Raw genomic sequence first — 26,608 nt, 5'->3', positions numbered from 1 at the left:
GAGCAAATCAATTACCCCGTACAAATTATCAGCTAGTTTACAGATTAAACATAAAACCCATTAATGTTCATTCACAGATAAACATTAATGATTTAATCACTAACTCATCTCTGCTAAAGCGGTTACTCCAGCTTCGGATGTAAATCAATATATTGCTGCTTACGCTTTTCCAGCTCGCCTATCTGCTCCTGTAAGCGGGCAATTTCTGCATCAATATCGTCCACACTCTGCTCAATATGCTGATAAGTCTGCACCAGAAGCTCTCGCGCTTCCTGCTTATTCGAAGCAGAAGGAGACACACCGCGCAGCGGGCGGTTGGCCGTTTCTTTCAGGCAGATACCGGTAACAATACCGATAATTCCCACCAGCATCAGATAATAAGCCGGAATAAACAAATCATTAGTAGCATCCACCAGCGCAGCGGCAATAGTCGGCGTTAAACCGGCAATAATAATTGCAATATTAAATGCACTGGCCAGAGCACTGTAACGGATACGAGTAGGAAACAGTGCCGGCAGCGTAGAAGCCATAACACCGGTAAAAGAATTCAGAATCAGCGCCAGAATAAACAGCCCGAGAAAAATCAGCCCTACTTTGCCACTGGTAATCAGCTGAAAACACGGAATAGCCAGAATCAGCAATGCAATTGAACCGCCAATCACAAATGGCTTACGTCCGATTTTATCGCTGACAAAACCAATAATCGGCTGCATAAACATCATACCAATCATAATCGCAATAATAATCAGCACACCGCGATCTTCACCATAATGCAGATTATGCGACAGATAGCTGGGCATATAAGTCAGCAGCATGTAGTAAGTGATATTTGTGGTTAACACCAGCCCGACACTCACCAGCAATGTAGGCCAGAAACGCTGCATAATTTTCTTAAACGAAACCTGAGGCCGGTTACCAACGTCTTCCTGCTCGGCCTTTTCCATCATATCCAGATGTTGCTGAAAAGCCGGAGTTTCCTCCGCAGCATGGCGCAAATACAAGCCCAGCAGACCTAAAGGAGCAGCCAGAAAAAACGGAATGCGCCAGCCCCACGAGAGAAAATGTGCCGAACCCATAATATTTTCCAGCAATACCACCAGCCCTGCACCAAGCACAAACCCGCAGATTGAACCAAAATCCAGAAAACTGCCCAGAAAACCGCGCTGCCGGTCGGGTGAATATTCCGCGACAAAAATAGCCGCTCCCGTATATTCACCGCCCACAGAAAACCCTTGAGCCAGCTTACACAACAGCAACAGCACAGGTGCCCACATACCAATACTGTTATACGATGGAATCAGACCAATACAAAAAGTACTGAGTGCCATAATAATAATGGTAGTCGACAATACTTTCTGCCGGCCGAAGCGATCGCCAAGTATCCCGAAAAATACACCACCAAGCGGGCGCACCAGAAATGGTACGGAGAAGGTACCCAATGCGGCGATTATCTGCACACTGGGCGAAGCAGATGGAAAAAATACCTGTCCCAGCGCATAAGCCACAAAACCATATACCCCAAAATCAAACCACTCCATGGCATTACCCAGTGCAGCGGCAGAAATGGCCTTTTTAAGCTTATTCTGGTCAACAATAGTGATATCGTGTAATTCCAGCGTTCCGTTCTGAGTAGGAATCAGTGGTGGAACATGAGAAGAAGCCTCATTTTGTTTATTAACAGCTGTCATGATAATCCTCTCATTATTAATATTTAAATGATATTTCAATTATAACATGCGTCTGAAAAACGCTTTGTAATTGAATTTTAAAGAAAACTATCTACAGCATAATCGATAAAAGAGCACTTGTGCTACAATTATTTTATTCCACCCCGATTTTTCATAGTTTATTAATTCACTTTCACAGCCTGTTTGCCGCATTACTTAGCCGCTATCCTGCCTGCTCCGGCATCAGCCCGCAAAGCCTGCCTGTACAGTGGCAGCTGTACATGAATCTGATGCAATTGCCGCCATAATACCTTTTCAACCACATCATCATCCGGCAGCGGCCTGCTCACATTTAACTGCTCTGCCAAAGCCGCCCATTCAGTTTGAAAATGTGCAGAATCGGGTTTCTGCTCCATCAATTCTGCCAGACTGCCGGCAATTGTCATCCAGTATTGCACCTGTTCCGGCGTCAGCTGTGGACGCAGGCGATCTACCTGAGCACGAATCGCACCCAGTGCAGAAATACAGCTTAACAATACATAATTCAGTTGCAGCAAGGTTTTACCCTCAGCCAGATGTTGCCCGTAACGTTTTGGCTCCATCGACATATCAGCTACAGTATTACTCAGCGTAACCGCCAGCTCGTGTGCATTGCGTCGCGCCGCGCGATAAACAACATCGTCGCTCAGCCCGTTCTGCAACTGCTGCGCTACCTGTCGCAGATAGACACCGTCACTGCTTAAGGCGCGCCCGGCAATCCGCCCCAGCGTCAGATAACGCCAGTCCGGCCACAAATACGATACTGCACACCACGCCAGCACTGAGCCAAGAATCGTATCCGTAAAGCGTGACAGCATGGCTGACTGCGTATCCATACCGATAATCGCAAAACCCACCAGTACCTGAACCGTAATAAAAAACGTGGAGAAACTGTAGCGGCGAACCCTGAATGCAAAAAACAGCACCGTACTAACCACCACAATTATCAGCCTGCCAGACAGCGTAGGCACAAAATAGGGCAATGCCGAACCAACTACTACCCCCAGCAGCGTACCCACAATTCTTTGTTTCAGCCTGGCTGTTGTTGCCGAATAATTCGGCTGACAGACAATAACCCCGGTCAGCAAAATCCAGTAACCCATTTTCAGATGGAAACTTTCAACCACCACACAGGTAACAGCAGTCAGAATGGCCAGACGCACAGCATGGCGCAACACATTCGACTGAAAAGTAAAATGTGCTTTTAATGCCGGCAGAATATCGCGTATCCGGTCAACATCCAGCCCGGCAATCTGCAAATCACCGATGTTTTGTTCTTTACTGTTATTCTTTACCTGTTCCAGCCACAACAGCTGCTCATTAATCGCCAGAATATTAGCCGTTAGCTGCTGTAAACCCGGTAAATCCTCATCACTGCCATGTTCTGCACAATAACGTGCCACAGCCTGCTGTACACCTTCACCGGCACGCTGAAGCATCAGATTAAATGCATATAGCTTATCTTCCTGCAGGCATTCACTCATCTGCCGGCAAGCCTGCGCCTGTAATACAATCAGGCGCTGAATACGGTAAATTAAATCAGAATGTGCCAGCTTATGCGCCAGTGCCGCATAATCAACATGGCGCGAACTGATACGTTCATGGATATTTTGTGCAGTCAGATAATATTGCAGCAGCATACCAATACTACGCTGCCGGTGCTGCCGGCGCAGACGATAAAACAAAGCAGTACGGCACTGATTAAAACCATTAATCACCGCCGTATTTTTCATTGCTAGCTCAAGTTCCCTTTCTGCAAGCAAATCCACCTCATCCGGGTCAAAAAACTGAGCTTTTACCAGCATATAATCGGCCAGTCTGGCAAAAGAGCCGGCCAGATTGTCCTGCACCGGCCGGTTGGGAAACAGCAGATGCAGCACCAGCGTACACAGACTAAACAAACTGGTACCGCAAACCAGCATAATCGGATTGGTATACCAGGGTAAAAGCGGCGAATAAGTCAGCACCGTATACAGCATCACCAGCAGCGTACCAAAAGCAATCGTACGGTATCGCACATCAATAGCACCCATCATCGTCATACTGAATGCCGCCCACACCATCAGCAGCGAAAACGCCAGCGGATGCCCGAATGTCCACTGCACCGCAGTAGCGGCCAGAGAAAAATGTATCAGCGTAAAAAACAGATTGCGTAAACGGCCGGTGAATCCATCATCCAGATCCACCAGCCCGCCGGCAATAATCCCCAGAAACAGCGCCGTACTTTCTGCCGTATTGCCCGTATACCATACCCACAGTGCCGCCAGCATCATACTGAGCAGCATTGGTAAATTGGCCAGATAACCTGCACGTACCGGAATTGTTCGCATCAAACCGCCTCTAATGACCAGAAAACACAACCTGCCCTATTTTAGCAAGCTGCCGGATAAACCTGACAGATTATTTACAGCATAAAAAAAACCGGCTTCAAAAAGCCGGTTTTCCATATACAGACACAATTATTTCTTCTCAGCCTGCGCCTGCCAGGTATCACGTAAAGTTACAGTACGGTTAAATACCGGATTTTCCGCAGTATGGTCATAGCGGTCAGTCACAAAATAGCCCAGACGCTCAAACTGATAGCGCGTTTCCGGTGCCAGCGTATTTGCTACCGGCTCCACCAGTGCATCAATTTCTGTTACCGAGGCCGGATTCAGAAACTCAGTAAAATCACGATACTGACCATCATCACCGCGTACTGCATCCGGACGTTCCACAGTAAACAGCCGGTCATACAGCCGCACCTTAGCCGGCACAGCATGTTCAGTAGACAGCCAGTGAATAACACCTTTCACCTTACGTCCTTGCGGCTTAGAAGCCAGCGTGTCATGGTCTATCGAGCATTTCAGCGACACCACCCGACCGGACGCATCCTGCACCACTTCCTCACACTTAATCACATAGCTGTAACGCAGGCGCACTTCACCGCCCGGCGTTAAACGCTGCCAGCCTTTAGGCGGCTCCAGCGCAAAATCGTCTGCTTCAATATAAATCGTTTTCGTCAGCGGTATCAGACGCTCGCCCATTTCCGGATGATGCGGATGAAAAGGTGCTTCACGGCTTTGCGTTACCGCCTCATCAAAATTAATCAGCTCAACTTTAATCGGATTGAGCACCGCAATCATCCGTGGTGCCACACTTTCCAGATCTTCACGAATAGCACCTTCCAGAACACTCATATCCACCACATTTTCGCTCTTGGAAATACCTACCCGTTTGGCAAACAGACGCAGCCCTTCCGGCGTATAACCACGGCGGCGCATACCGGAAATAGTCGGCATACGCGGGTCGTCCCAGCCGGACACATGATCTTGCACTACCAGCTGATTCAGCTTGCGTTTGGAAGTAATCGAATACAGCAGTTCCAGCCGTGAAAATTCATACTGATGTGGCTGATGCGCAATCGTAATATTCTCCACCACCCAGTCATACAGCGGCCTGTGTGATTCAAATTCCAGCGTACACAGCGAATGGGTAATATTTTCAATCGCATCCGAAATCGCATGCGTATAATCATACATTGGATAAATAACCCATTTATCACCAGTGCGATGATGATGCACACGGCGGATACGGTAGATTACCGGATCACGCAGATTAATATTGCCCGCAGCCATATCAATTTTCAGCCGCAGCGTTTTACTGCCGTCCGGAAACTCCCCATTGCGCATACGGGCAAACAAATCCAGATTCTCTTCTATCGTACGTTCACGATACGGGCTGTTTTTACCCGGCTCCGTTAACGTACCGCGATACTGACGCATTTCTTCAGCGTCCAGATCATCCACATAGGCCTTACCTGCTTTAATCAGCTCCAGCGCATACTCATACAGACGTTCAAAATAATCTGAAGCAAAACGTTCCTCATGCCACTGGAAACCCAGCCACTGCACATCTTCCTTAATTGAGCGCACATACTCATCCGATTCTTTCTCAGGATTCGTATCATCAAAGCGCAGATTACACAAACCATCATAAATATAAGCCAGACCAAAATTCAGGCAGATTGATTTAGCATGGCCGATATGCAGATAACCATTAGGTTCGGGAGGGAAACGCGTAATTACCTGCCGGCATTTCCCGCTTTGCAGGTCTTCCTCAATAATAGAGCGTATAAAATGATTATCGGCAAACTGATCTTTATTAAGCATAGTTCTTCTGAATATGTGCAAATGTGTTTTGCAGAATAAAAACGCCTGAAAACACCAACTAAAAGGTAATAATTATATACCCAATTTATATAAGCAATATACAATTATACTAACCAAAAACGTATCAATTAAACAGTTTAGTAATAATTAAGCAAATACTAAACCAAATCAGATGAAATACAAACAATAATTTACCGATTACCTGTATTCAGTATGCCTGTCTGCTAAAACATCCGTGTCTCATGCCCGCAAGCGGGCACCACACAATGACATAAAATATCCGGCATGAGCCGGCCGAAGCCAAAGGACTGCCATCATGTAAGAAAATAAATCAGCAAGAAAGTTTAAACTATATCTTGAGTATAATGGCTGTAATAATCAATCCGTTATCAATAGTCCGCATGCTTCGCCGCAAACCGTATGAATACATCAAAACGTTATAAACAGGCACAACAGCAGTACAGCATTTCCGTATACAGCGTATAAATTGCATAATCAGCTCAGTATATTATCCGTTCTGCAGATACAATAATCATATCGTCTGCCTTCGATAAATATTTTTCTTCCGGACATTTGCTTCTCACTTTTTTTGTTTTTCAGCACACAGCCACAGATAAAAAATTAAAGTCTGCTAGTTGTTGTCTTATTTACCAGTAACCGGCAGTTTTCCCTGCTGCTCCAGTTCCTTTATATATTCCGGCAGGATTACCTGCTTAATATTAGCCCGTTCCTGCTTGATTGCATCCATCCTAGCTTTATTGCGCCGGTAGTCCGCCATGGATTTGATGGATGGGCGCGGGGTACATAATTTCTGGCTTTTCGCAAATAGTTCAAACTGTTTTTTCACCACTTCCGGTGTTCTTTCCTTCCGGGTGCCGTAATCAATCAATATCTGATTACAGGCCAGAAAATGGATGGTGATATTTTTTGCCTTACCAGAATGATTTCCTGCAAATGCCGATGGAGGTGGCAACGGTATTACTTCTGAATAGTTTTCATCATACTGATTAAGAATAGCTGCTTCTTTAGGATCTGAAAGATTCAATCCTCTGGCATGCCATTCTGGATATGGTGACACCCTCCAATTGATACGCACCATCATTCCCGGTTTCCATTTCATCGGAAGATAAGCTGCTCCACAAGAACCGCCACCATAACGCTTTTTACCTACTTCATCATCATCAACACCATTGGTATTCGGAATACAGCCATCATTGGTTGAATCACTGAAAAAATTTCTCGTTGAGCCGCCGGAAATAATTGAACCGCCGGAAATATTTTCGTCAGTGTATACAAGAACCTCAACCGGCACGGAATAGGATTGTTTTTTACCGGTCATGCCTACATAAGGGTCAACGTATTCTCCGCAGGAGGTGATCGCAGTTGCTGACAGCAGCAATAAACTCAGCCGGATAACGCGGCTTACAGTAAATATTTTTCTTCTACACATTTGATTCTCACTATTCTCAGATTAAACGCTGTGATTACTGCATTGTTGTATTTAATAATTGATTTCATAGCTGCATCTGTACCTTCCCCCTTTATTCCGGTTTTTGTTATCACCCTTTTGACGGTACCGCTTACATCTGTCAGTTTTTATGTAATGATATTACCAATATCTGGCGCAGAAACGAGAATTTTTTATTATTCAAACCGATATTTATACTGCGAATAATAAAACGCCACTGCACAATAGAGGAACAATGGCGTTATTTTCAGGAGATTCCGGCTATGGCTAAATCAGCCAGCTTTTTTACAAATGGAACAGTTCAGGATTGCATGCGCAAGCTTATTTGCATTGGTAAAATACTAGCCGGCGACTACTGCTAACCTGCAAAACTTATTTACTGCTAACCGGCAGCTTGCCCTGCTGCTCCAGTTCCTTTATATATTCCGGCAGGATTACCTGCGGGATATTGTTACGTTCTTTTTTGATTGCATCATTTTAGCTTTGTTACGCCGGTAATCTGCCATGTTTTTACTATAGGGCATGGTGTACAAAGTTTCTCATTTTTCGCAAACAGCTGGTAATGCATCGGAATATTTCTGTCTTCTTCTATTATAATATACAATTGATTACAGGCTAAAAAATAGACAATAATATTTTTTATTTTACCAAAATCATCACCGGCATATAGTAGCGGAGGGTGTAATGGTATTACTGCCGAATGTCTCTCAAATCCAGAATTGGCTTTTTTGGCAAAAATTCTATATAAAATAAACCACCTAAAAATACAAATGATTTACGACCAAACTTATTGATACTGCGCCTATAACAAAACTATTAATCGTCTGAAGCCCAAACTTGAGATCACATAAGCAATCCCCAAAACCATTGATATAAAGAAAATTTAATAACTATTCATATCGTTATATTAAAAAAGCATTTTATTGCAATATGGTGCTTTAGCATTCATAATTGGTGAAAAATACTTAGCATAAACATTATTAACTCTATGATTATTCCCGCAACAAAAGCCGGTTGGATTTTGTTAACTAGCTATCTAGGATTGACGCTAATCCTTATGATACTTACTGATAGTATCTATCCCGATTTCAGCGATATTTATGGCTCACATGCCAAAATTGGTTATTATTTTTTTATGCCTATCCTTTGGATAGTTTATGGGATATTCATATATTATCTGGGATTAAAATTAAATTTTAAAAAAGAGTTTATTGTCCCTTTTATAATTTCTAGTGGTAAAAATTACATCAAAGTTAAAGACATTAAATACACTTTCTGCGAAATTCCGATCCAATATATAGGATTGCTATCTTTAGTATTTGGTATTGTTATGCTATTGATACAAATCGTCTATCGATTTTTATATTTATAGTATTTTAGTTAATAGACAGCTATGGCAGGTTTTTGAATGATTAGCCACAAGAGTAATTTATTACTCTTGTGGATTTTTCCTGGTTAATTATTTTGTTGACAGAAATTGATTATAAATACTTATTTTATTTAAGAAGGAATATATTTTATTAATATGAATGGCAAATATATAGATGGTTATACCAATATTTTGAAGGCAGAATGGTGATTGTGCTTGCTAATAGTGGCACAAAAACCGACTAGTTATGTTTTATGAAGAAATTACCTTTATCAGAATGTGTTGATGGTTTTAGATAAGAATTTGCTACAAAGTGAATGTGCAATTATCGGTAAAACCATGATTTTATGGTGACTATCCGGCTATGATTTGTGGCGATGTTATCAGGACGCCACGGAATAGGATTGTTTTTTGCCGGTCGTGCCGGCATAAGGGTCAACGTATTCTTCGCAGGAGGTGATCGCAGTTGCCGACAACAGCAATAATAAGCTCAGCCGGATAATTCGGCTTGCAGTGAATATTTTTCTTCCGGACATTTAATGCTCACTCTACAGATACAAAAGACAATATCAGTTTCTCTGGCCTACAGATTTAATTAATGAAAGATAGCTGACAATCGTCAGCAACTGAATTGGTTGAATGCGGTTGCTCTATTTTATCTGCACCAAACCTGTTTGTTATTAAATTAAACAAACAGCATAGCAATGATTAGTCATATTGAGCAATGCTAATTCAGACTCAACAGATTGAATATTATATTTAATTTTTGCTGATGAAGATTTGATTTATATCGATAGATTCTATTACTCCTCTTCAGAAGCAGAATTGACTAAATGTTTAGAAAAAAATTTTTTATATCAGTCAAGCTGAGTTAAATAAATCGCAGCAGAAATTTTTTAATGTACTTTCAAATTGGTATGAAGACAAAGAGTACATCGGTAATTGCAAAAAATAAACTTAAAAAAATCTAATAAAGAATTGATTAAATATCGTGATTTACAGTGTGACTTTACTTATTCGTTAGGGGGTAGAGCAATTGGTAATGCTCTAAATATGTTAAAATACACTTATTTAGCTGAACTAAATTTTCAACGAACAAAACAACTTGATCTTTATTGGTCTGATTGTTTGTAACTGTTATAAAATTTTTTCCACTTATTGTTATTGCATAAAAATAAAGTTATATATTGTTATTCTTAGTATGTAATAAGACATTCAACAAAAGATTGATATAGTTATGAAACTAACTTTTTTAGGAACAAGCTCAGGTTCACCAACCGCCGAGCGCAATGTAAGTAGTATTATGCTCGATCTCCGACAAGAAAGAGGCCGATTATGGCTTTTTGATTGTGGTGAGGCAACTCAAATGCAAATGCAGAAAGCAAAATTTAGCTTAGCCAAATTAGAGATGATATTTATAACACATTTGCATGGTGATCATCTGTTTGGTTTACCGGGTGTTTTAACTACACGTTCATTAACCCAAAATCAATCGGAACTAACTTTGATTGGCCCTAAAGGCATCAAACAATTTATTCAAACTGTGATTGATATTAGTTATTCTTGGATAACTTATCCTTTAAACATTATTGAACTTGATCAAGATGGTTTGGTATTTGAAGATACTAAATTTCAGGTTGAAGCCAAATTATTAGCGCATCGGGTACCTTGTTTTGGTTATCGTGTTATTGAAAAGGATTCGCCACCTGTCTTAGATATCGACAAATTACAGCAAGATAATATTAATCCTGGTCCACATTATGCCTATTTAAAAGAAGGTAAAACAGTAACACTAGCCGATGGCCGTGTCATTGATGGTCGTAATTATCTTGGTGATTTTAAACAAGGGAAAAAATTGGCTATTTTAGGTGATACAGGACCCTGTGATGCTTCAATTGAATTAGCAAAAGATGTTGACGTACTTGTCCATGAAGCAACGCATGAAAATGCATTAGGACAAAAAGCAATTGAGCATGGTCATTCTACCACTGTTCATGCAGCCACGATTGCTAAACAAGCCAATGTTAAAAGATTGATTATGACGCATATAAGCCCTCGATATTCTCTCAATGACAATGCCAAATTAGTTAATGAGGCTAAGAGCATTTTTATCCATACCGAAATCGCAACTGATTTTGCCACGTTCCAAGTATAGAAAAATATGCCGACATTATCGGCTAGTTTTCTGATGTTTCAATTAGTAATAAAATTTCGCAGGAAAAGCTAATTGAGCCTGAAGTTTATAGATTTTGTAAAAAATATTCAGGAGTCTATACCGTTTCATTTTATATTCAGAATAAAATCATTAAATACCCATTACTTTAGAAAAAATAAGAAATATGCTGTATATTTCTTATTTTTTGTCCACAGCAGATTTTATTTAGTAATAAGCTTGGATAAACTTGAATGATCTGTTTTAAATTAGCATTCCTAATTTTTTCATCCAATTCACATAATCATCTGCACTTTTATCTATATCTTTTTGTGTAATTTTATCCGGATAGTCTGGCTCATTATTTGCGCCATAAATTGCAAAAATGGGCTGATAATCAGCCTGAACGTAATTTATTGTTAATTCAAAGGGGCTGAGAATTTGCTCAAGTGTATATTTATAATGTCCTGTTTGAGAATAGTCTGCTTTCTTTATACCTGCCGAAACAGCTAAACCTACTTTTTTACTTCTTAATTTATCGCCTAAGGCACCAAATGCCCATCCGTAAGTGAAAACGTCATCTAACCATTGTTTTAATAATGGTGGACAATTAAACCAATATATCGGAAATTGAATTACCAAATTTTGATGATTTTCAATTAAGTTTTGTTCGAAACTAGAGTCTATTTTATAAGAGGGATAGTAAGAATATAAATCATGTATGGTTACTTGTTCATGATACTGATTTAATCTATTAACCCAACATCGGTTAACACTTGAAGAGGCTAAGTGAGGATGAGCTACAATCACTAAAGTGCGTTTCATTGTTAAATATTCCATCTATATTATTATCAATAATTAAGTCATACTAATATTAATACGATTAATTTTGAAGTACGGTAATTACTGTTATGTACTATCTTTATGGAAAGTATCAACATGGAAAATCATCATTGTGCCGAAGATCATTTTGAGGATAGTGGATTTAATTACACACTCTCAATGATTCGAGGTAAGTATAAAATTGTTATTCTTTATTGGTTAAACGAAAATCAACCCTCAATGCGATTTAATGAACTTAAACGAAGCATTAATAATATTTCTTTTAAAACACTGAGTAATACCCTAAAAGAGATGGAAAAAGATAAATTAATTTTTAGAAAAGAATATCCGCAAATTCCACCTAAAGTGGAATATGGGTTATTAGAACGAGGTAAATCTTTAGTTCCTATTTTAGATATGCTTTGCCAATGGGGAAATAATCATAAAAATGACCCATTATCATAATCTGAAAAAACTTTATCTGCCGACATTGTCGGCGTATTTATATGACTAAAGACAGAATTTGGTGGCGGAGGGATTGGAACTTATCTTGGCGGTTTAATCCTGGAAGCTTCAAATTATCAAATTCTATTTATTGTATTTCTTTGCCTGATCTTTATTCCACTGTTGATTACAGTACGCAGCAAAGATATATAAATCAATATATCAGACTATATTTAAACTTTAGCATCAATGTGAGAGCTGATATCGATGCAGTTATACGGAATCCTTGCATAATCAGTTTGTTTGTTTATCTGAAGTTTATTGTGTTATTGATATAGCGGTATTTTTATGTGTATAAATTTTTAATATAAGTTTTAGTGATAAGCACGGATATGCTGCTATTGTTTAGTAAATAAAATTACTGCTGTGTCTGATAGTGATACACGGGAAAACCAGCGTCTTATATTCGATGGATTAAGCGGTATTATCATAAATGAATATTGCTCAAGATGCCGGAATGACAGTGAATGCAGGCTCTGTCCTGCTATCAAGAAAAAATTTTATCTAACCGTATAAATCATACCTGTTGCAAGTGGCCTGATACAAAAACAACGCCACTGCATTTTTTAAAATACAGTGGCGTTTATTACTGCGTTATATAGTTATAAATATTAGTTATAATTATATATTTTGTATGTCTATGTTCTTTTCTTTAAAATTATACTAAATAAAATTACTCCTCAGAGCAAGCATTATTTATATTTTAAGCTTTGGTAATAGTTTTAAAACACATTGTGTTGGATAGTAACGACAACAAAATAATAACATATTGATTATTAAACAGTATAAATGTTGAAATCAGAAATTAAGTAAATAATCAGCAAGCATAAAAAAACCAAATTCGGCAAGAATCTGGTTAGAAGGTTTAGAGATAATAAATGTTGTTAGTCCGGGTTTATTCAGCTGTTTATAATTTGTTGTTGCGGAGTATGTAAATTCAGCGATTTAATCGTCCAATCGCGAATACGCTGTACCAGATCCGGGTTTTGTTCCAGTTTCTGACCATAACCCGGTATCCATTCGTGCAGTTTTTGCGCCCATTCATTGCTGACTTTATCCGCAAAGCAGTGTTCGAGTAATTCAAGCATAATGGATACGGAAGTAGAAGCACCCGGAGATGCGCCTAACAGGGCTGCCAGTGTACCATCGGTAGATTTCACCAACTCAGTACCAAACTGCAGCACGCCACCTTTTTGCGGATCTTTTTTGATTACCTGTACACGATTGCCGGCAACGGCCAGCTGCCAGTCTTCATCACGGGCTTCAGGATAAAAGGTACGTAATTCCTGCATGCGGTCGGCAAAGCTTAACCGTACCTGCTGTATCAGGTAATGCTCAAGAGCAAAGTTATGCACGCCGACGGTGAGCATGGGGCGAATATTGGCAAAATTCAGTGTCTGAAAAAGATCTTTAAATGAGCCGCATTTAAGAAATTTGGTGGTAAAACCGGCAAAAGGGCCGAAAAGCAATGCTTCTTCACCATTGATAACCCGTTTATCAAGATGCGGCACACTCATTGGCGGGGCGCCGACTGATGCTTTGCCATATACTTTGGCATTATGCTGTCTGACAATTTCGGGATTTTTACACACCAACCACTGACCGGATACGGGAAAACCGCCGTAGCCTTTGCTAGCCTCAATCTGGCTTTTCTGCAGCAGTCTGAGAGAGCCGCCACCGGCGCCGATAAATACAAAGCGGGCAGATACTTGTTGGCAGGTTTGATTAGTTAAATCTTTGATTTTCAGGTGCCAGCGGCCATTCTGCTGTTTCAAGTCGATAATTTCGTGCTGCAGATGCAGTTGGCAGCCGTGACTGGTGAGGTTATTAATCAGAATGCGGCTTAAGGCGCCGTAATTGACATCAGTACCCAGATCCGACCAGGTAACGGCTACCGGCTCGCTGTTATCGCGCCCCTGCATCATTAATGGCACCCACTGGCTAATCTGCTCTTTATCTTCGGTATAAACCATATCCTGAAACAGACGGTATTGCTGCAAGGCAGCAAAACGTTTACGCAGAAAAGCAACATCAGTTTCACCACGTACAAGGCTCATATGCGGCACACTGCGGATAAATTCACTGGGATTGGCAATCATACCGGCATCGACAAGTGATGCCCAGAATTGTTTGGACAATTCAAACTGTTCGATAATTTTAATTGCTTTGGATACTTCGATTGTGCCGTCTTTCAGCTCAGGGGTGTAGTTGAGTTCGCACAGGGCTGAATGGCCGGTACCGGCATTATTCCATGCATCTGAGCTTTCTGTAGCCACACCAGCGAGACGTTCGTAGATATTAATCTGCCAGTCTGGCTGTAACCCCTTAAGAAAGGTTCCCAGTGTCGCGCTCATTATACCGGCGCCGATTAATACTACGTCTGCTGAGCTATCGCTATTGGTGTTTTTCATAACGCAAACTCTTTTCTCTTCTCTTCAGGCTACTTTGATTAAATGTTTATCTGGAAGTTCGCACACGAAGTAATCAATATTGGAGTGATTTATTTGTTTTTGACTTAAATCATTGACAATAACAAGTAGTTAATTTAAGCACTTTTACTAACAGGCAGCAATAGCAAAATACAGTATGTATCAGACTCTATGGCTTTTTATTAACTATTTTATTGTTTATTAAGCAAATTGTTTTTCATTAGCATGACAATGCTATTTTATAGTAACAGCAAATGATTATATCTTTATTGTTTTAAATTAATTTTTCATTTTTCAATACAAATTTTTACAAATAAGCAACGAGGGTATTATAGCTATGCCGACCATAACCGCTGCGGTTATGGCTGATTTTTCTATGCCAGCTGTTGCAAACGGTTAACACACAAAGCACTAATGGTGACGGCCAGTGCATTAAACAGTATTGGTATCCAATCCAGCGGCCAGCTAAATAGCCAGTTTTGCAGGAGTGCAACTGAAAAGGCAATAATGGCGGCGGCGGCACTGAGCAGAAAACGCGGCAAACGCCGGACAAAACAAGAGCAGAATACGGCCGCCAATAGTGAAGGGATTAACGCAAAAAGCATACAGCCACAGATAAGTACAAGAATAAGCTTAATATCATTAGAATTAAGTAAGCTGGTCTGCATCAAGGGCAGTTCACTATTGGCGCGCCAGTAAAATAATATAGTACAGAATAAAGCGGTAATGATTACACTGCTTAGCGTTTGCAGCATAAGTGCGGGCAGTCTGGCCAAAGCTGATGGATGGTGGGTATGGATCTGCTTGTGCTGCATGATACTGTCCCGTTCTGACCGGCCGGCTGACAGGATCCGGCTGTGTTATTCAGTGTACCTGACAATGCCGCATACAGGTATGCTGTCTGGTTGTTAAGTATTTCTGACTACTCCGGCATGATACTAGATACTTTACCGCAGCCGGCGCAGAAAAAGCCAGTGATTAAGCTTCGCTGGCACCAAATAACAGATTTTCTTTAATCGCACGGATTTTGTCCCGAATCTGTGCTGCCTCTTCAAACTGTAAATCACGTGCAGCAGCCTGCATGGCTTTTTCCAGCTTGGCGATTTCTTTAACAGCATCATCTTCGTTACGGATTTCTCCGACTTTGAGTTTGCTGCGACCTCGCCCTTTGCTGCCGTTTTCATCGTGGTAAACGCCATCTATCAGGTCGCGTACCTGTTTTTTAATTTGCTGCGGCACGATACCGTGTTCTGCATTAAAAGATATCTGGCGGGCACGGCGGCGCTCAGTTTCATCTATGGCGGCTTTCATGGAATCGGTAATTTTATCGGCATACAGAATAGCTTTACCGTTAACATTGCGTGCAGCGCGGCCTATGGTCTGAATCAGGCTGCGGTGACTGCGCAGAAAACCTTCTTTATCCGCATCCAGAATTGCCACCAGTGAAACTTCGGGAATATCCAGCCCTTCACGCAGCAGGTTAATGCCTACCAGTACATCAAACAATCCCAGACGCAGGTCACGAATGATTTCTACCCGTTCGACGGTATCAATGTCACTGTGCAGATAGCGCACCTTTACACCCAGCTCGGCGTAGTAATCGGTAAGCTGTTCGGCCATGCGTTTGGTCAGCGTAGTGACCAGCACCCGCTCTCCCAGCTCACGGCGGATATTGATTTCCGAGAGTAAGTCGTCTACCTGTGTGGCCACAGGACGGATAATGATTTCCGGATCCACCAGACCGGTGGGGCGCACCACCTGCTCGACTACCTGACCGGCATGTTCTTCTTCATATTTCGCCGGTGTAGCCGACACAAATATGGTTTGCGGCATTACCCGCTCAAATTCATGGAATTTTAACGGCCGGTTATCCCGCGCAGACGGCAGGCGAAATCCATAATCCACCAGATTCTGCTTACGTGAAGCATCGCCCTTGTACATACCGCCAATCTGGCTGACGGTCACATGGCTTTCATCAATAAACATCAGCGCATTTTTGGGCAGATAATCCATTAATGTAGGCGGCGGCTCTCCTTCTGGTTTGCCGGAAAAGTGGCGCGAGTAGTTTTCAATACCTTTGCAAAAGCCCATTTCATAGAGCATTTCCAGATCAAAGCGGGTGCGCTGTTCAATGCGCTGCGCTTCTACCAGTCTTCCTCCATGGGTAAACCATTTAATCCGGTCGCCCAGCTCCTGTTTGATGTTTTCGCATGCCCGCAATACAGTTTCGCGCGGGGTAACATAGTGGCTGGACGGGAATACAGTATAGCGCCCTACCCGCTGTTGCAGACTGCCGGATATCGGGTCAAACAGCTGCATACGGTCTACTTCGTCGTCAAACAGGCTGACACGCAGAGCCAGCTCAGAGCTTTCCGCGGGAAAAATATCAATCACATCACCGCGGACGCGGAAAGAACCGCGGGCAAAGTCGATATCACCACGCTCATACTGCATAGCTACCAGACGCGCGATGATATCGCGCTGGTCGATTTTCTGTCCTTCTTTCAGGTGCAGAATCATCTGGTGATATTCATTAGGGTCACCAATACCATAAATGGCCGATACAGTTGCCACAATCACCACATCCTGACGCTGCATCAGGCTTTTGGTGGCACTCAGACGCATCTGCTCGATATGCTCGTTAATGGCCGAATCTTTTTCAATAAACAGGTCACGGCTAGGCACATAGGCTTCCGGCTGATAGTAATCATAATAGGAAACAAAATACTCGACTGCGTTTTCCGGAAAAAACTCACGCATTTCCGCATACAACTGGGCGGCAAGCGTTTTGTTATGCGCCATGATAATTGCCGGCCGGCCACTTTGCGCAATCACATTGGCCATGGTGAATGTTTTACCGGAACCGGTAACCCCGAGCAGGGTCTGGCCGGACAAACCGTCTTCCAGCCCCTCCAGCAATCCTTTGATTGCAGCCGGCTGATCACCGGCAGGCGGAAATGGCTGGTGCAGTTTAAACACACTACCCGGATACTGAATAACATCCATAAGTTTGTAACCTAAATAAAATTCAACTCAGCAAAAAAATCACGGCTGAAACAGCCAAAACCACCGGCAGCGGTTTTGGCTTACAAATAAGGCCATTACAGGTAAAAAGCAAGTTTGAACATAATGCTTTATATCACTTCTGCCTGCTGAAATACCGGCTGCTGCCAGACTTTACTTTTTATAGGGGTTTTCTAACAAATCAGTGATTTAATCAGAAAGTTAATATTCCACAGCAGCCAATTATGCATATTATGCCGAGCCTGCCCTGCCGGCCGGTGGTTTTGCGTTAGCCGACAGCAGGCAAGAGATAGTTGGTGTAATCATACTGCGCCATGTCTGGCTATGTTGTAAAACCCGCTAACAGGGATATTTTTATGCGCTTTTCCGGATTGATTTCTGTATTACAGCCATTCAGAAATATTATAATCAAATCATTGATTACACCAACCAGAATAACCGGTGAGTACCGGCAGAATATTGCTATACAGGGGAAAAAATATTATGGGTAAACTTAGTCTGAGCAAATGCCAACCGATCGAAATTGATGCCGATAATCCATTTAAAAACGATGTACTGGGCAGAGAGGAGAATATCACCGTTCTGACTCAATTTATTACCAGCTTTGAACAGTCTATTGTACTGTGTATTGATGGTGGCTGGGGACAAGGTAAAACCACCTTTATCAAAATGTGGCAGCAGTATCTGAAGAAACGGAATATAACTACTATTTATTTTAACGCATGGGAAAGTGATTATACTGACGATGCCTTAATTGCGCTGATTGGGGAAATTAGTTTATCCATAAAGAAATTAAAGCAGCTGGATAAATCTAAAGTCGATGAAGCATTTGAGTCTATCTATGAACATGGAGCCAATCTTATTAAAGTTTGTGTACCAGCTTTGTCTAATCTACTCGTTAAAACTGTTTCAGTTGGTTTAACCAATGCTGATGAACTAGCCAAAACCTTAGGTGCATTAAGTGAATCTCTGGTGAAAGAACAGATTAATAAATATGAAGCCTCACATAGTACTCTGAAAAACTTTAAAGAAGAATTAAGTAAACTGGCAACAATTTGTGCCAATGGCGAGGAACAAAAGCCGTTGGTAATTTTTATTGATGAACTGGATCGCTGCCGCCCTAATTTTGCGATTGAAGTACTAGAAAAAGCCAAACATTTATTTAATGTGAATAATATTATTTTTGTACTGGCAACGGATAAAACTCAGCTTAGCCATTCTATCAGAGCCGTGTACGGTCAAGGGCTGGATGTTAACGGCTATCTGCGCCGGTTTATTGATTTTGATTATCTGCTTCCGCTATCATCAGATGCACCATATATTATTCACTTAATGAATAAATTTTCACTTGAAAATTATTTCCAAAAAAAAGGACTTTATCGTTTATCAACTAGAGATTTTTTAGTAGACATTGTTCACAAATACAAATTAAGCTTAAGAGAACAAGAAGCTTTTTTTAATATTTTCAATGTTGTTATTAGAACGGAAAGTAATGCTCATTTAGGCCATTGGACAGTTCTTACAATCATTTTTTTAATTATATTAAAATTAAAATTTCCAGATTTATATAAAAGTCTGGATAACAAAAATGATACTAATTTTATTTCAAATACATTAGAAAATATTCGTTCTCATTGCACTCCAAATAATGAAGATTTTAATTATTACTTAGAAATAACAGAATACTTACTTTTAGAAATCTCGAAATCGTTTCTATCTCGTTCAACTTCATCACAAGAAATTATTGAACAATATGTTAACAAATTTCATTTTGATGAAAATAAAAAAAATAGACTTGAGACAATTGGAGTTAATTATGGAAATCCCCATATAGGTTTATCACAATTGTTTAACATAAAAAAAGCCATTGAATTTTCTAATTTATTCAAATTTAATTAATTTTCCGGATAGGTACTTATCTACATTTTTTTATTTTCCGTTTAGGAATAAAGAATTAATATCCAGAAATATTGAAAACTGCTGGCAAAAATAAAATTTGAATAAAAAAACCGCCATACAGGCGGTTGAGTATTTATTTTTTCGGCGTACGTTTAGAATAATCAATGGCTTTGAAATAATCTGCACCACTGCCTGCCGGCGGTTTAGCTGCCTTTTTAAGACAGGCATTAATCACTGTTTCATCATTCAGTCTGAACTGTTTACTGTCCAGTTTACCGCTTAAGGCCTGATTTTTGATTTTTTTAGCGATATCGATTAAATCCTCACGTGACATAAAACCAGTCAGATTATAAATCCGGTTCTTTGCAATTTCCTTTTCAAGGCCGTTTCTTTTTATCAGATTATAATATTGCAGCATGCCATTATTCAGATATTCTTCCGGCGTCCCTTTCAGAAACGCCGCTCTGATTTCGGTGGAAACAACATTATCGGCAGCAGATAAAGATTTCTGCCCTTTGTAGGCCATGTCATACTGATTATTGGCTGTGGATACAAAAGCTTTTAATGTAATGCACTGCGGCGGCAGATCATTCACATCGCTGGTTTCATAATTGTATTCTTTGGCAGCGGCACCGGCGGATATACAAAACAATAAGACAGAGGTAAGCAGCAGTTTGTTCATACGGTTTTCCTGATTAATCAGATATTGCTTTAACTTTATATATCAAATCAGATATAGCCAGAGCTCCCATGCAGACTGCAGACAATAAAACTTAAATTCTGTTTCTCTTAATCCATGATAACTTCACAATAAAAATATCAATGAATTATTGATATTTAAAGATATAGTGTGTATGGTAAATAAGTTTTATATTTTTTGTCTGCCAAAGTCTTTTTCTTCGCATACTGAGCTGATTAATTTCCTAAGTGATTTCAGTTAGTCGAATCAGCACTTTTTAGATAAATCTGAATAGCTTTGCTGGTGTATCCCAGAGTATATTGTGTGTCAACTGTTTATCCTGCAACAGCATATTCAGCTGCGTAGACAGATAATCAGGGGTAATCTGCTGTTCAAATTGAGTATGCGGCCAGTCACTGCCCCACATCAGCCGGTGGCTACCCAGATTTTCTACTAATAAAGGGATGGCAGAAGCAAAGAATTTGTGACCTTCTGCTGCGGCAGCACTAATCCGGTATGCTCCCGACAGTTTGCACCATATCATTCCGCTACGCCCCCACTCGAGTAACTGCTGAAAACCATAATCGCGGGCAGGCTGACAATCCGAAGGCCGGCCGAAATGATCAATCACCACTTTCACATCTTGTTTGAGCAGTGTTGCAATCATGTCACTGAGTTTATTACTGCGGCAATGCACTTCTACATGCCAGTTAAGCTCTTTCACTTTATCAAGCAGATTTTGCCATGAATCGGTTTGTAAATCCGGCTGGACACCATCAATAATATTCAGGCGTATACCGACAATACCGCCTTTATCCAGGGCTTCAAGTTCGGGCATTGTGATAGAGGGCTCAACACAGGCAACGCCTCTGAGACGGGGTTTAGTCTGTGCAATAGCCTGGAGCATAAAGCTGTTGTCATAACCCAGAAAACTGGGCTGAATCAATACGCCATGTGTGCAGCCATGAGCATCCAAATGCGCCAGATAATCAGCGAGCGGCGCATTTTGTGCCGGTGTATAGCGACGGCCGGCTACCATCGGCAAATCCAGGGTAAATACATGAGCATGGCTATCAATGATACCTATCGGCTGTTGATTCATATTATTTCTCTTTCTCAATCTGCTATTTATCAGGTATATGACCTTCCTGATCTATTTCGCTTAAGTCACGCCCTTTGGTTTCCGGTAACAGCAATACGCTAACAACTACTATTGAGTAAGCCCAGCTGGCATCAATACCGATGGCTGAACCCAGCGACATTGATGCGCTCATATGCCCGACCAGAAACGGAAATACAGAGGAAAGAATACGGCCGAAGTTATAACAGAAGCCTACTCCTGCACCTCTGTATTTCTGCGGATACAATTCATTAAATAATGCCCCAAGACTGGAGGGGATGCCGGCAGCAAAGAATCCCAGCGGAAAACCCAGAAACAGCATCTGGGTATTGGTTAAGGGGACAAACAGATAAATACGTACAGTAATCACACAGCAGATAGCAAAGCAGGCAACATTAAAACGCCTGCCGATTTTGTCGAGTAAAACTGAACTGGCCATACAGCCACACCAGAAGGCAACGATGATTACTGCCAGATAGGCACTGGAATTGAGTACAGAAAGGTGGCGTTCTGCTTTCAGATAGGTAGGCAGCCACGACATAATTGCATGATAACCGCCATGTGCGCCCAAACCCAGTAAACCGCCTAGTAAAGTAGTACGAATCAGTGAAGGAGAAAAAATGCCGAACAGTGCTTCGGTAATAGGCATGCTGTTTTCGTTTTTCGGAACTATGGCAGTTTGTTTTACCGGCTCCTGTACATGCCGGCGTACATAGAAAATCAGTAATGCCGGCAGTAAACCAACCGCAAACATAATGCGCCAGGCGAAAGTTTCCGGAGCCAGACTGAATACAATGGAAAACAGTATAACAGCTAATCCCCATCCCACTGCCCATGCACTTTGTACTGTTGCCATCACTTTGCCGCGATACTGGCTGGAAATGGTTTCTGCCATCAGTACAGCTCCGGCTGCCCATTCACCGCCAATACCAAATCCCTGTAAAGCTTTCAGTGCCAACAACCAATAATAATCGGTAACAAATGCTGCCAGAAATGTAAAAATTGCAAACCATATAATCATGATTTGCAATGTTTTAACACGTCCGTACCGGTCTGAAAGAGCTCCGGCAAACCAACCACCCAGTGCAGATGTTACCAGCGTGGCACTACTGAATAAACCGGCTTGCCCTTTGTCTATGGCAAAATAAACGAGTAATGACGGAATCACCAGGCCGAACATCTGAGTTTCCAAAGCATCAAGTGCCCAGCCACTAAAGCATGCCCAAAAAGTTTTTCTTTCATTCCCTGATACTGCCCGGTACCACGTAAACATAAAGTTTCTCTTTCTTTGTCTATTTTTGAGAATATGTATTTTTTTAAAGTTGCAGCAAATTAAATTTGTTTTTTGAAACTTTATATTTTTAATTTGCTTTTAATAGCTCAGATCAATAAAAAAATACTATTTACTTTCTAATCAGATTAAACAGATGATAAGTTGGTTACCGACCTCTTCAAAAATCATTAGTTAATTAATATTAAGATATATATAAATTACATATCCTATCCTATACAACTAAAAATTAAACTATTTTTTGTTTAACTACAAATATATACAATAAAGTTTTGATTTCGAACAAATCTACAGACCTTTATTGCTTATAAATGTTATTAATTAATAAATTATATTAATTCTAATAAATATAACCTATTTTGTGCAGACTTTTTTCAATTATTGTTTTTTTAACAATAAATTTTGAGTATATTGAATTTAAGTATAATATTATTCTAAAAAATATATATTTTTTAGAATTAAAAACTATTATATTAGGTATTTAATAAATCTAATTGCCGGAAATAATTAAGTTTATATTATTTGTGTAAACAATAATTATAAAAACTATATTTTGAAAAAAATTTAATGATATATGTAAATATATTCTTTACAATATTATATATACTTATAAAATTGTTGGCATTTTAAAAGAAATCATATTTAAATGGATATTAAACAAATTAAAACTGATTCAGACAAAACAACTGAATCACTTAACACTGAGGAACAACAACTAGTAAATGAGCATTTTAAATTATTAGTGCATAATTCAATAGATTTTTTAGAAAAATCAGTTAATTATTTTGAAAATGATTTGAAGGTTTCTATTATTTGCTTGTGCTCTGCTTTTGAACTTTTTCTCAAAGCTCGAATAATTAAAATTGACTGGAAACTAATTTTTAAAGAGCAAAAAAATGCAACGATAGAAAATTTTATTAACAAAGAATTTATTTCTATTAATTCTGACAAAGCTAAAAAAATTCTTCAAAAATATGATAAAGATAGTTTATATTTAATTAATCATGAAGTTTTTGAAGAATTAAAAGACCTTAGAAATAATATTATTCATTTTTTTTCAGAAGATACTCAAAATGAAGACAAAGATAGGATTATCATAAACCGATATAAAGCTCTTTATTGCTTAGATAAATTATTACAAAATCAATGGAAAAAATTCTTTAAGGATTTCGATAGTGAACTTACAATTGTTACAAAAATGCTATTAGAGCACAAACCATATCTGCAAATTAAATATGACAACTTACAGGATGAATTAAAAAGTTATGAGACTAAAGAAACATGTAATGTTTGCAGCTTTAAGTCATCAGTTAAAACAAATATATACCATAAATTAATTACAGAATTTACCTGTAAAGTATGTGAAACAATGCAATTACAAATTAAATATAATTGTCATAATTGTAAAACAGATATACTCTTAAAAATTCCATCCTCAATAAAATTAGAACCCCAAGAATTAAACACACTAATTTGCACGAAATGTGATGATGAAATTGTAGCTGATGATATTCATACCTATTTAGCCAATAATCAAAAAACTATATATGCTACTGATTCTGATAATTTAGACCAAGAATGGGTAAGTTGTGGGTACTGTGAAAAAGAAGGTTCTTGTGTCGAATTAGAAAAAGATTATTATTTTTGTTTAAACTGCTTTGCTTTTGCATCAGGTATTTCTAAATGCCAATACTGTAATCACTCATTTACGGGTAAAGATACATTAGATGAAGAAAATAGTTATGTTTTTGGATGCCGATTTTGTGAAGGATATTTAGGGAATAATTGTCATAATTAATATTATCTGTTAAAACTTTAGTGATGAAAAAAACACCATCAATACTGGCGAAGTAATATTAACAATAAAACCAAAGCTGATTGCCACCGGTACTGCAGTAATGCCGCCCGAGGATTGTATTACCGGCAAAGTAAAATCCAGACTGGTTGCACCACCTACGCTGACGGCTGTAGTAGGATAACGACGCATCAGTACGGGAATAAAAATAAGCGCAAAGAATTCGCGTGCCAGATCATTAAACATGGCAATACTGCCCCAGACAGCCCCGTAAGCCTGACTCATGATAATGCTGGAAAGTGAATACCAGCCATAACCACTGCTGAGTGCCAGCCCTTTACTTACAGACACATCCATAATCAAAGCAAATAGCAAACCGCCAAGCAGGCTGGCCAGTGTGAATAATCCGGCACAGATAATGCCGCGGCGATTGAGAAATACCTGATGCAGGGTAATGCCGCTGCTGCGCAACTGCATGCCCACCAGTAAAAGTAAAATTATCAGCGCTTTATTAACAGCAGCCAGCGGGCTACCCAGCCAGTCAAAAGAGAGATAATTGCCGGCGATTAGCCCGGCAAGCAAACAGCCAACCTGCTTGAGACTGCCCATAATACTGGTATTGCCGGACAGACCTGTTTGCTGCTGCCTGTTCAGCCGCCACGGATAACGGCGATCAAACCAGATAAATATCAGAAGATTGGCTGCAATCAGGCAGACGAATAATACCGCTACAGTTAAACTGATATTAGCCAGTTGTGCGCCCAGATTGGGCTCTTGCGCCAGTGATAATCCTATTAGAAATAAAATCAGATATACCAGCCATGCCAGCCCGTAATTCAGCCAGTTTACAACCCGTGCCGGCGTGGGTATGCAAAATCCGATAAACAAGGGAATCAGGATGATTAGCAGGGAGATTAAATGTTGCATGGATAATTGTGTACGGCAGAATTAAGGATAATAAACGATTTAGCTACAGGCAGGTATAAAACAGGCAGCACATTGTGTGACAATGGCTGCCTGTGAAATACCCGTTCAGGTTTTACTGGTCAACGAAAGCGCGTTCGATAACGTAGTCACCACGCTGCCCCATTTTCGGGGAAATAGTCAAACCAAAACTGTTAAGTGTTTCACAGCTGTCTCTGAGCATTTCGGGGCTGCCGCAAATCATCGCCCGGTCGTCAGCAGGATTAATCAGCGGCAAGCCAATGTCGGTAAACAGTTTACCCGATTTCATTAAATCAGTCAGGCGCCCGTGGTGGATAAAATCTTCCCGAGAAACCACCGGATAGTAAATCAGTTTTTCACGTACTAATTCACCCAGATATTCATGATTGGGTAACTCTGTAGTGAAATGATCATAATAGGCCAAATCTTTTTTATAGCGCACGCCGTGAATCAGAATGATTTTTTCAAACTGTTCATAGATGTCCGGGTCTTTGGTTACGCTGAGAAATGGTGCCAGACCAGTACCGGTAGACAGCAGATACAGATGTTTGCCAGGGTTGAGATCACCGACAATCAGGGTACCGGTAGGCTTTTTACTCACCAGTACTTCGTCACCCGGTTTCAGATGCTGTAAGCGGCTGGTTAACGGACCATCCTGTACTTTAATACTGAAAAAAGCCAGCTCTTCTTCCCAATTGGCACTGGCAATACTGTAGGCTCTCATCAGGGGTTTACCGTCTACCATCAGACCAATCATCACAAACTGACCATTCTGAAAACGTAATGATTCGTCCCGTGTGCAGGTAAATGTGAAATATGCGTCTGTCCAGTGGTGTACAGACAATACTTTTTGTGTGTTATAGGCTGCCATTAATTATCCATGGTTAAGGAAAGCGGTATTATTAGCGTAAACCGAAAACACGCCAGCTTTCTGTTGCCATTCAGGGACATTTTATGTTCTGACCGCTGACGTAAGATGTGAATTTTAAGACAATTTGATGTGCTGTTCAATGGGTTTTAGAGTATTCACTTTAATAAAAATACTCTGTTCCAGGCAGTTTTATCTAAACAGCAGTAAATATATCAACAGGTTGCTATATGCATAGCAACCTGTTGAAGTTAATCCGGATTTATTTGCACTTACAGACGACCATGGCACAGTTTGTATTTCAGACCGCTGCCGCAAGGACACGGATCATTGCGGCGTACGATAAGACCGCGTGCTTCCAGAGCTTCGGGGCTGAAATCTTCATC

17 protein-coding genes and 1 pseudogene are annotated in these 26,608 nt (G+C 40.3%); 4 read left to right on the top strand and 14 right to left on the bottom strand.

Going from position 1 to position 26,608, the window contains the following annotated elements; translation table 11 throughout:
* Window positions 1–122: 122 nt before the first annotated feature.
* The 4 genes from proP to H3T84_RS00240 all read right to left on the bottom strand — a co-directional run bounded on the left by proP (window position 123) and on the right by H3T84_RS00240 (window position 7,307).
* Window positions 123–1,688 (bottom strand): glycine betaine/L-proline transporter ProP, encoded by a 1,566-nt coding sequence (gene proP / locus H3T84_RS00255; RefSeq protein WP_084585094.1) that lies wholly within the window; start codon window positions 1,686–1,688, stop codon window positions 123–125.
* A 191-nt stretch (window positions 1,689–1,879) separates the two neighbouring features.
* Window positions 1,880–4,036 (bottom strand): YccS family putative transporter, encoded by a 2,157-nt coding sequence (gene yccS, locus H3T84_RS00250; protein ID WP_198217012.1) that lies wholly within the window; start codon window positions 4,034–4,036, stop codon window positions 1,880–1,882.
* 129 nt (window positions 4,037–4,165) lie between these two features.
* Window positions 4,166–5,857, bottom strand: a complete 1,692-nt coding sequence (locus H3T84_RS00245) for a glutamine--tRNA ligase/YqeY domain fusion protein (protein WP_100126241.1) — start codon at window positions 5,855–5,857, stop codon at window positions 4,166–4,168.
* Window positions 5,858–6,500: 643 nt separating this feature from the next.
* Window positions 6,501–7,307 (bottom strand): DUF3304 domain-containing protein, encoded by an 807-nt coding sequence (locus tag H3T84_RS00240; protein WP_198217010.1) that lies wholly within the window; start codon window positions 7,305–7,307, stop codon window positions 6,501–6,503.
* A gap of 2,624 nt (window positions 7,308–9,931) precedes the next feature.
* On the opposite strand from H3T84_RS00240, the gene rnz reads away from it, so the two are divergent.
* Window positions 9,932–10,849 (top strand): ribonuclease Z, encoded by a 918-nt coding sequence (rnz, locus tag H3T84_RS00230; protein WP_174831613.1) that lies wholly within the window; start codon window positions 9,932–9,934, stop codon window positions 10,847–10,849.
* A 261-nt stretch (window positions 10,850–11,110) separates the two neighbouring features.
* Here rnz and H3T84_RS00225 read toward each other — a convergent pair whose 3' ends face one another.
* On the bottom strand, window positions 11,111–11,671 hold the full coding sequence (locus tag H3T84_RS00225) for an NAD(P)H-dependent oxidoreductase (protein ID WP_198217008.1): 561 nt from the start codon (window positions 11,669–11,671) through the stop codon (window positions 11,111–11,113).
* 114 nt (window positions 11,672–11,785) lie between these two features.
* Between H3T84_RS00225 and H3T84_RS00220 the strand changes: the two genes are divergently transcribed.
* A complete protein-coding gene (locus tag H3T84_RS00220) occupies window positions 11,786–12,133 on the top strand; it encodes a helix-turn-helix domain-containing protein (protein WP_198217006.1) in 348 nt (115 codons plus the stop codon).
* A 938-nt stretch (window positions 12,134–13,071) separates the two neighbouring features.
* Here the strand turns inward: H3T84_RS00220 and mqo are convergent.
* The 3 genes from mqo to uvrB all read right to left on the bottom strand — a co-directional run bounded on the left by mqo (window position 13,072) and on the right by uvrB (window position 17,607).
* Entirely contained in the window at window positions 13,072–14,583 is a 1,512-nt protein-coding gene (mqo, locus tag H3T84_RS00215; protein ID WP_198217004.1) for a malate dehydrogenase (quinone), read from the bottom strand.
* A gap of 392 nt (window positions 14,584–14,975) precedes the next feature.
* Window positions 14,976–15,416: a hypothetical protein gene (locus H3T84_RS00210; protein ID WP_198216996.1), complete on the bottom strand. Its 441-nt coding sequence runs from the start codon at window positions 15,414–15,416 to the stop codon at window positions 14,976–14,978.
* Window positions 15,417–15,579: 163 nt separating this feature from the next.
* The gene (uvrB, locus tag H3T84_RS00205) at window positions 15,580–17,607 is read right to left on the bottom strand and encodes an excinuclease ABC subunit UvrB (RefSeq protein ID WP_198216989.1); all 2,028 of its coding nucleotides are present in this window, start codon (window positions 17,605–17,607) and stop codon (window positions 15,580–15,582) included.
* 501 nt (window positions 17,608–18,108) lie between these two features.
* Here uvrB and H3T84_RS00200 point away from each other — a divergent pair.
* Window positions 18,109–19,524 (top strand): P-loop NTPase fold protein, encoded by a 1,416-nt coding sequence (locus H3T84_RS00200; RefSeq protein ID WP_198216987.1) that lies wholly within the window; start codon window positions 18,109–18,111, stop codon window positions 19,522–19,524.
* A 133-nt stretch (window positions 19,525–19,657) separates the two neighbouring features.
* Here H3T84_RS00200 and H3T84_RS00195 read toward each other — a convergent pair whose 3' ends face one another.
* From H3T84_RS00195 to H3T84_RS00185, 3 genes are all read right to left on the bottom strand, one after another.
* Window positions 19,658–20,206, bottom strand: a complete 549-nt coding sequence (locus tag H3T84_RS00195) for a hypothetical protein (RefSeq protein ID WP_198216985.1) — start codon at window positions 20,204–20,206, stop codon at window positions 19,658–19,660.
* Between the two features lie 274 nt (window positions 20,207–20,480).
* A complete protein-coding gene (locus tag H3T84_RS00190; RefSeq protein ID WP_198216983.1) occupies window positions 20,481–21,305 on the bottom strand; it encodes an amidohydrolase in 825 nt (274 codons plus the stop codon).
* Window positions 21,306–21,327: 22 nt separating this feature from the next.
* On the bottom strand, window positions 21,328–22,596 hold the full coding sequence (locus tag H3T84_RS00185) for an MFS transporter (RefSeq protein ID WP_198216981.1): 1,269 nt from the start codon (window positions 22,594–22,596) through the stop codon (window positions 21,328–21,330).
* A 664-nt stretch (window positions 22,597–23,260) separates the two neighbouring features.
* On the opposite strand from H3T84_RS00185, the gene H3T84_RS00180 reads away from it, so the two are divergent.
* Window positions 23,261–24,412, top strand: coding sequence for a hypothetical protein (locus tag H3T84_RS00180; protein WP_198216979.1), 1,152 nt, complete (start codon window positions 23,261–23,263; stop codon window positions 24,410–24,412).
* Between the two features lie 9 nt (window positions 24,413–24,421).
* Here H3T84_RS00180 and H3T84_RS00175 read toward each other — a convergent pair whose 3' ends face one another.
* From H3T84_RS00175 to H3T84_RS12355, 3 genes and pseudogenes are all read right to left on the bottom strand, one after another.
* Window positions 24,422–25,336 carry a lysine exporter LysO family protein gene (locus H3T84_RS00175; protein ID WP_198216977.1) on the bottom strand — a complete coding sequence of 305 codons (915 nt, stop codon included), beginning with the start codon at window positions 25,334–25,336 and terminating at the stop codon, window positions 24,422–24,424.
* A gap of 112 nt (window positions 25,337–25,448) precedes the next feature.
* Complete coding sequence (locus H3T84_RS00170; RefSeq protein WP_198216975.1) at window positions 25,449–26,225, bottom strand: ferredoxin--NADP reductase; 777 nt, start codon at window positions 26,223–26,225, stop codon at window positions 25,449–25,451.
* Between the two features lie 269 nt (window positions 26,226–26,494).
* Window positions 26,495–26,605: pseudogene (locus H3T84_RS12355) on the bottom strand (SEC-C metal-binding domain-containing protein); the annotation flags it as partial.
* Between the last annotated feature and the right edge of the window lie 3 nt (window positions 26,606–26,608).

Origin of the sequence: Snodgrassella sp. M0110, assembly GCF_016101465.1 — a bacterium.
In the GTDB taxonomy this organism is placed as follows: domain Bacteria; phylum Pseudomonadota; class Gammaproteobacteria; order Burkholderiales; family Neisseriaceae; genus Snodgrassella; species Snodgrassella alvi.
The sequence above is the reverse complement of the archived record's forward strand: the minus strand, read 5'-3'. Positions and strand labels throughout refer to the sequence as shown.

Coding starts and splice junctions, on each gene's coding strand:
- proP (WP_084585094.1), bottom strand. CDS start 1,688: ATGACAGCTGTTAATAAACAAAATGAGGCTTCTTCTCATGTTCCACCA.
- yccS (WP_198217012.1), bottom strand. CDS start 4,036: ATGCGAACAATTCCGGTACGTGCAGGTTATCTGGCCAATTTACCAATG.
- H3T84_RS00245 (WP_100126241.1), bottom strand. CDS start 5,857: ATGCTTAATAAAGATCAGTTTGCCGATAATCATTTTATACGCTCTATT.
- H3T84_RS00240 (WP_198217010.1), bottom strand. CDS start 7,307: ATGTGTAGAAGAAAAATATTTACTGTAAGCCGCGTTATCCGGCTGAGT.
- rnz (WP_174831613.1), top strand. CDS start 9,932: ATGAAACTAACTTTTTTAGGAACAAGCTCAGGTTCACCAACCGCCGAG.
- H3T84_RS00225 (WP_198217008.1), bottom strand. CDS start 11,671: ATGAAACGCACTTTAGTGATTGTAGCTCATCCTCACTTAGCCTCTTCA.
- H3T84_RS00220 (WP_198217006.1), top strand. CDS start 11,786: ATGGAAAATCATCATTGTGCCGAAGATCATTTTGAGGATAGTGGATTT.
- mqo (WP_198217004.1), bottom strand. CDS start 14,583: ATGAAAAACACCAATAGCGATAGCTCAGCAGACGTAGTATTAATCGGC.
- H3T84_RS00210 (WP_198216996.1), bottom strand. CDS start 15,416: ATGCAGCACAAGCAGATCCATACCCACCATCCATCAGCTTTGGCCAGA.
- uvrB (WP_198216989.1), bottom strand. CDS start 17,607: ATGGATGTTATTCAGTATCCGGGTAGTGTGTTTAAACTGCACCAGCCA.
- H3T84_RS00200 (WP_198216987.1), top strand. CDS start 18,109: ATGGGTAAACTTAGTCTGAGCAAATGCCAACCGATCGAAATTGATGCC.
- H3T84_RS00195 (WP_198216985.1), bottom strand. CDS start 20,206: ATGAACAAACTGCTGCTTACCTCTGTCTTATTGTTTTGTATATCCGCC.
- H3T84_RS00190 (WP_198216983.1), bottom strand. CDS start 21,305: ATGAATCAACAGCCGATAGGTATCATTGATAGCCATGCTCATGTATTT.
- H3T84_RS00185 (WP_198216981.1), bottom strand. CDS start 22,596: ATGTTTACGTGGTACCGGGCAGTATCAGGGAATGAAAGAAAAACTTTT.
- H3T84_RS00180 (WP_198216979.1), top strand. CDS start 23,261: ATGGATATTAAACAAATTAAAACTGATTCAGACAAAACAACTGAATCA.
- H3T84_RS00175 (WP_198216977.1), bottom strand. CDS start 25,336: ATGCAACATTTAATCTCCCTGCTAATCATCCTGATTCCCTTGTTTATC.
- H3T84_RS00170 (WP_198216975.1), bottom strand. CDS start 26,225: ATGGCAGCCTATAACACACAAAAAGTATTGTCTGTACACCACTGGACA.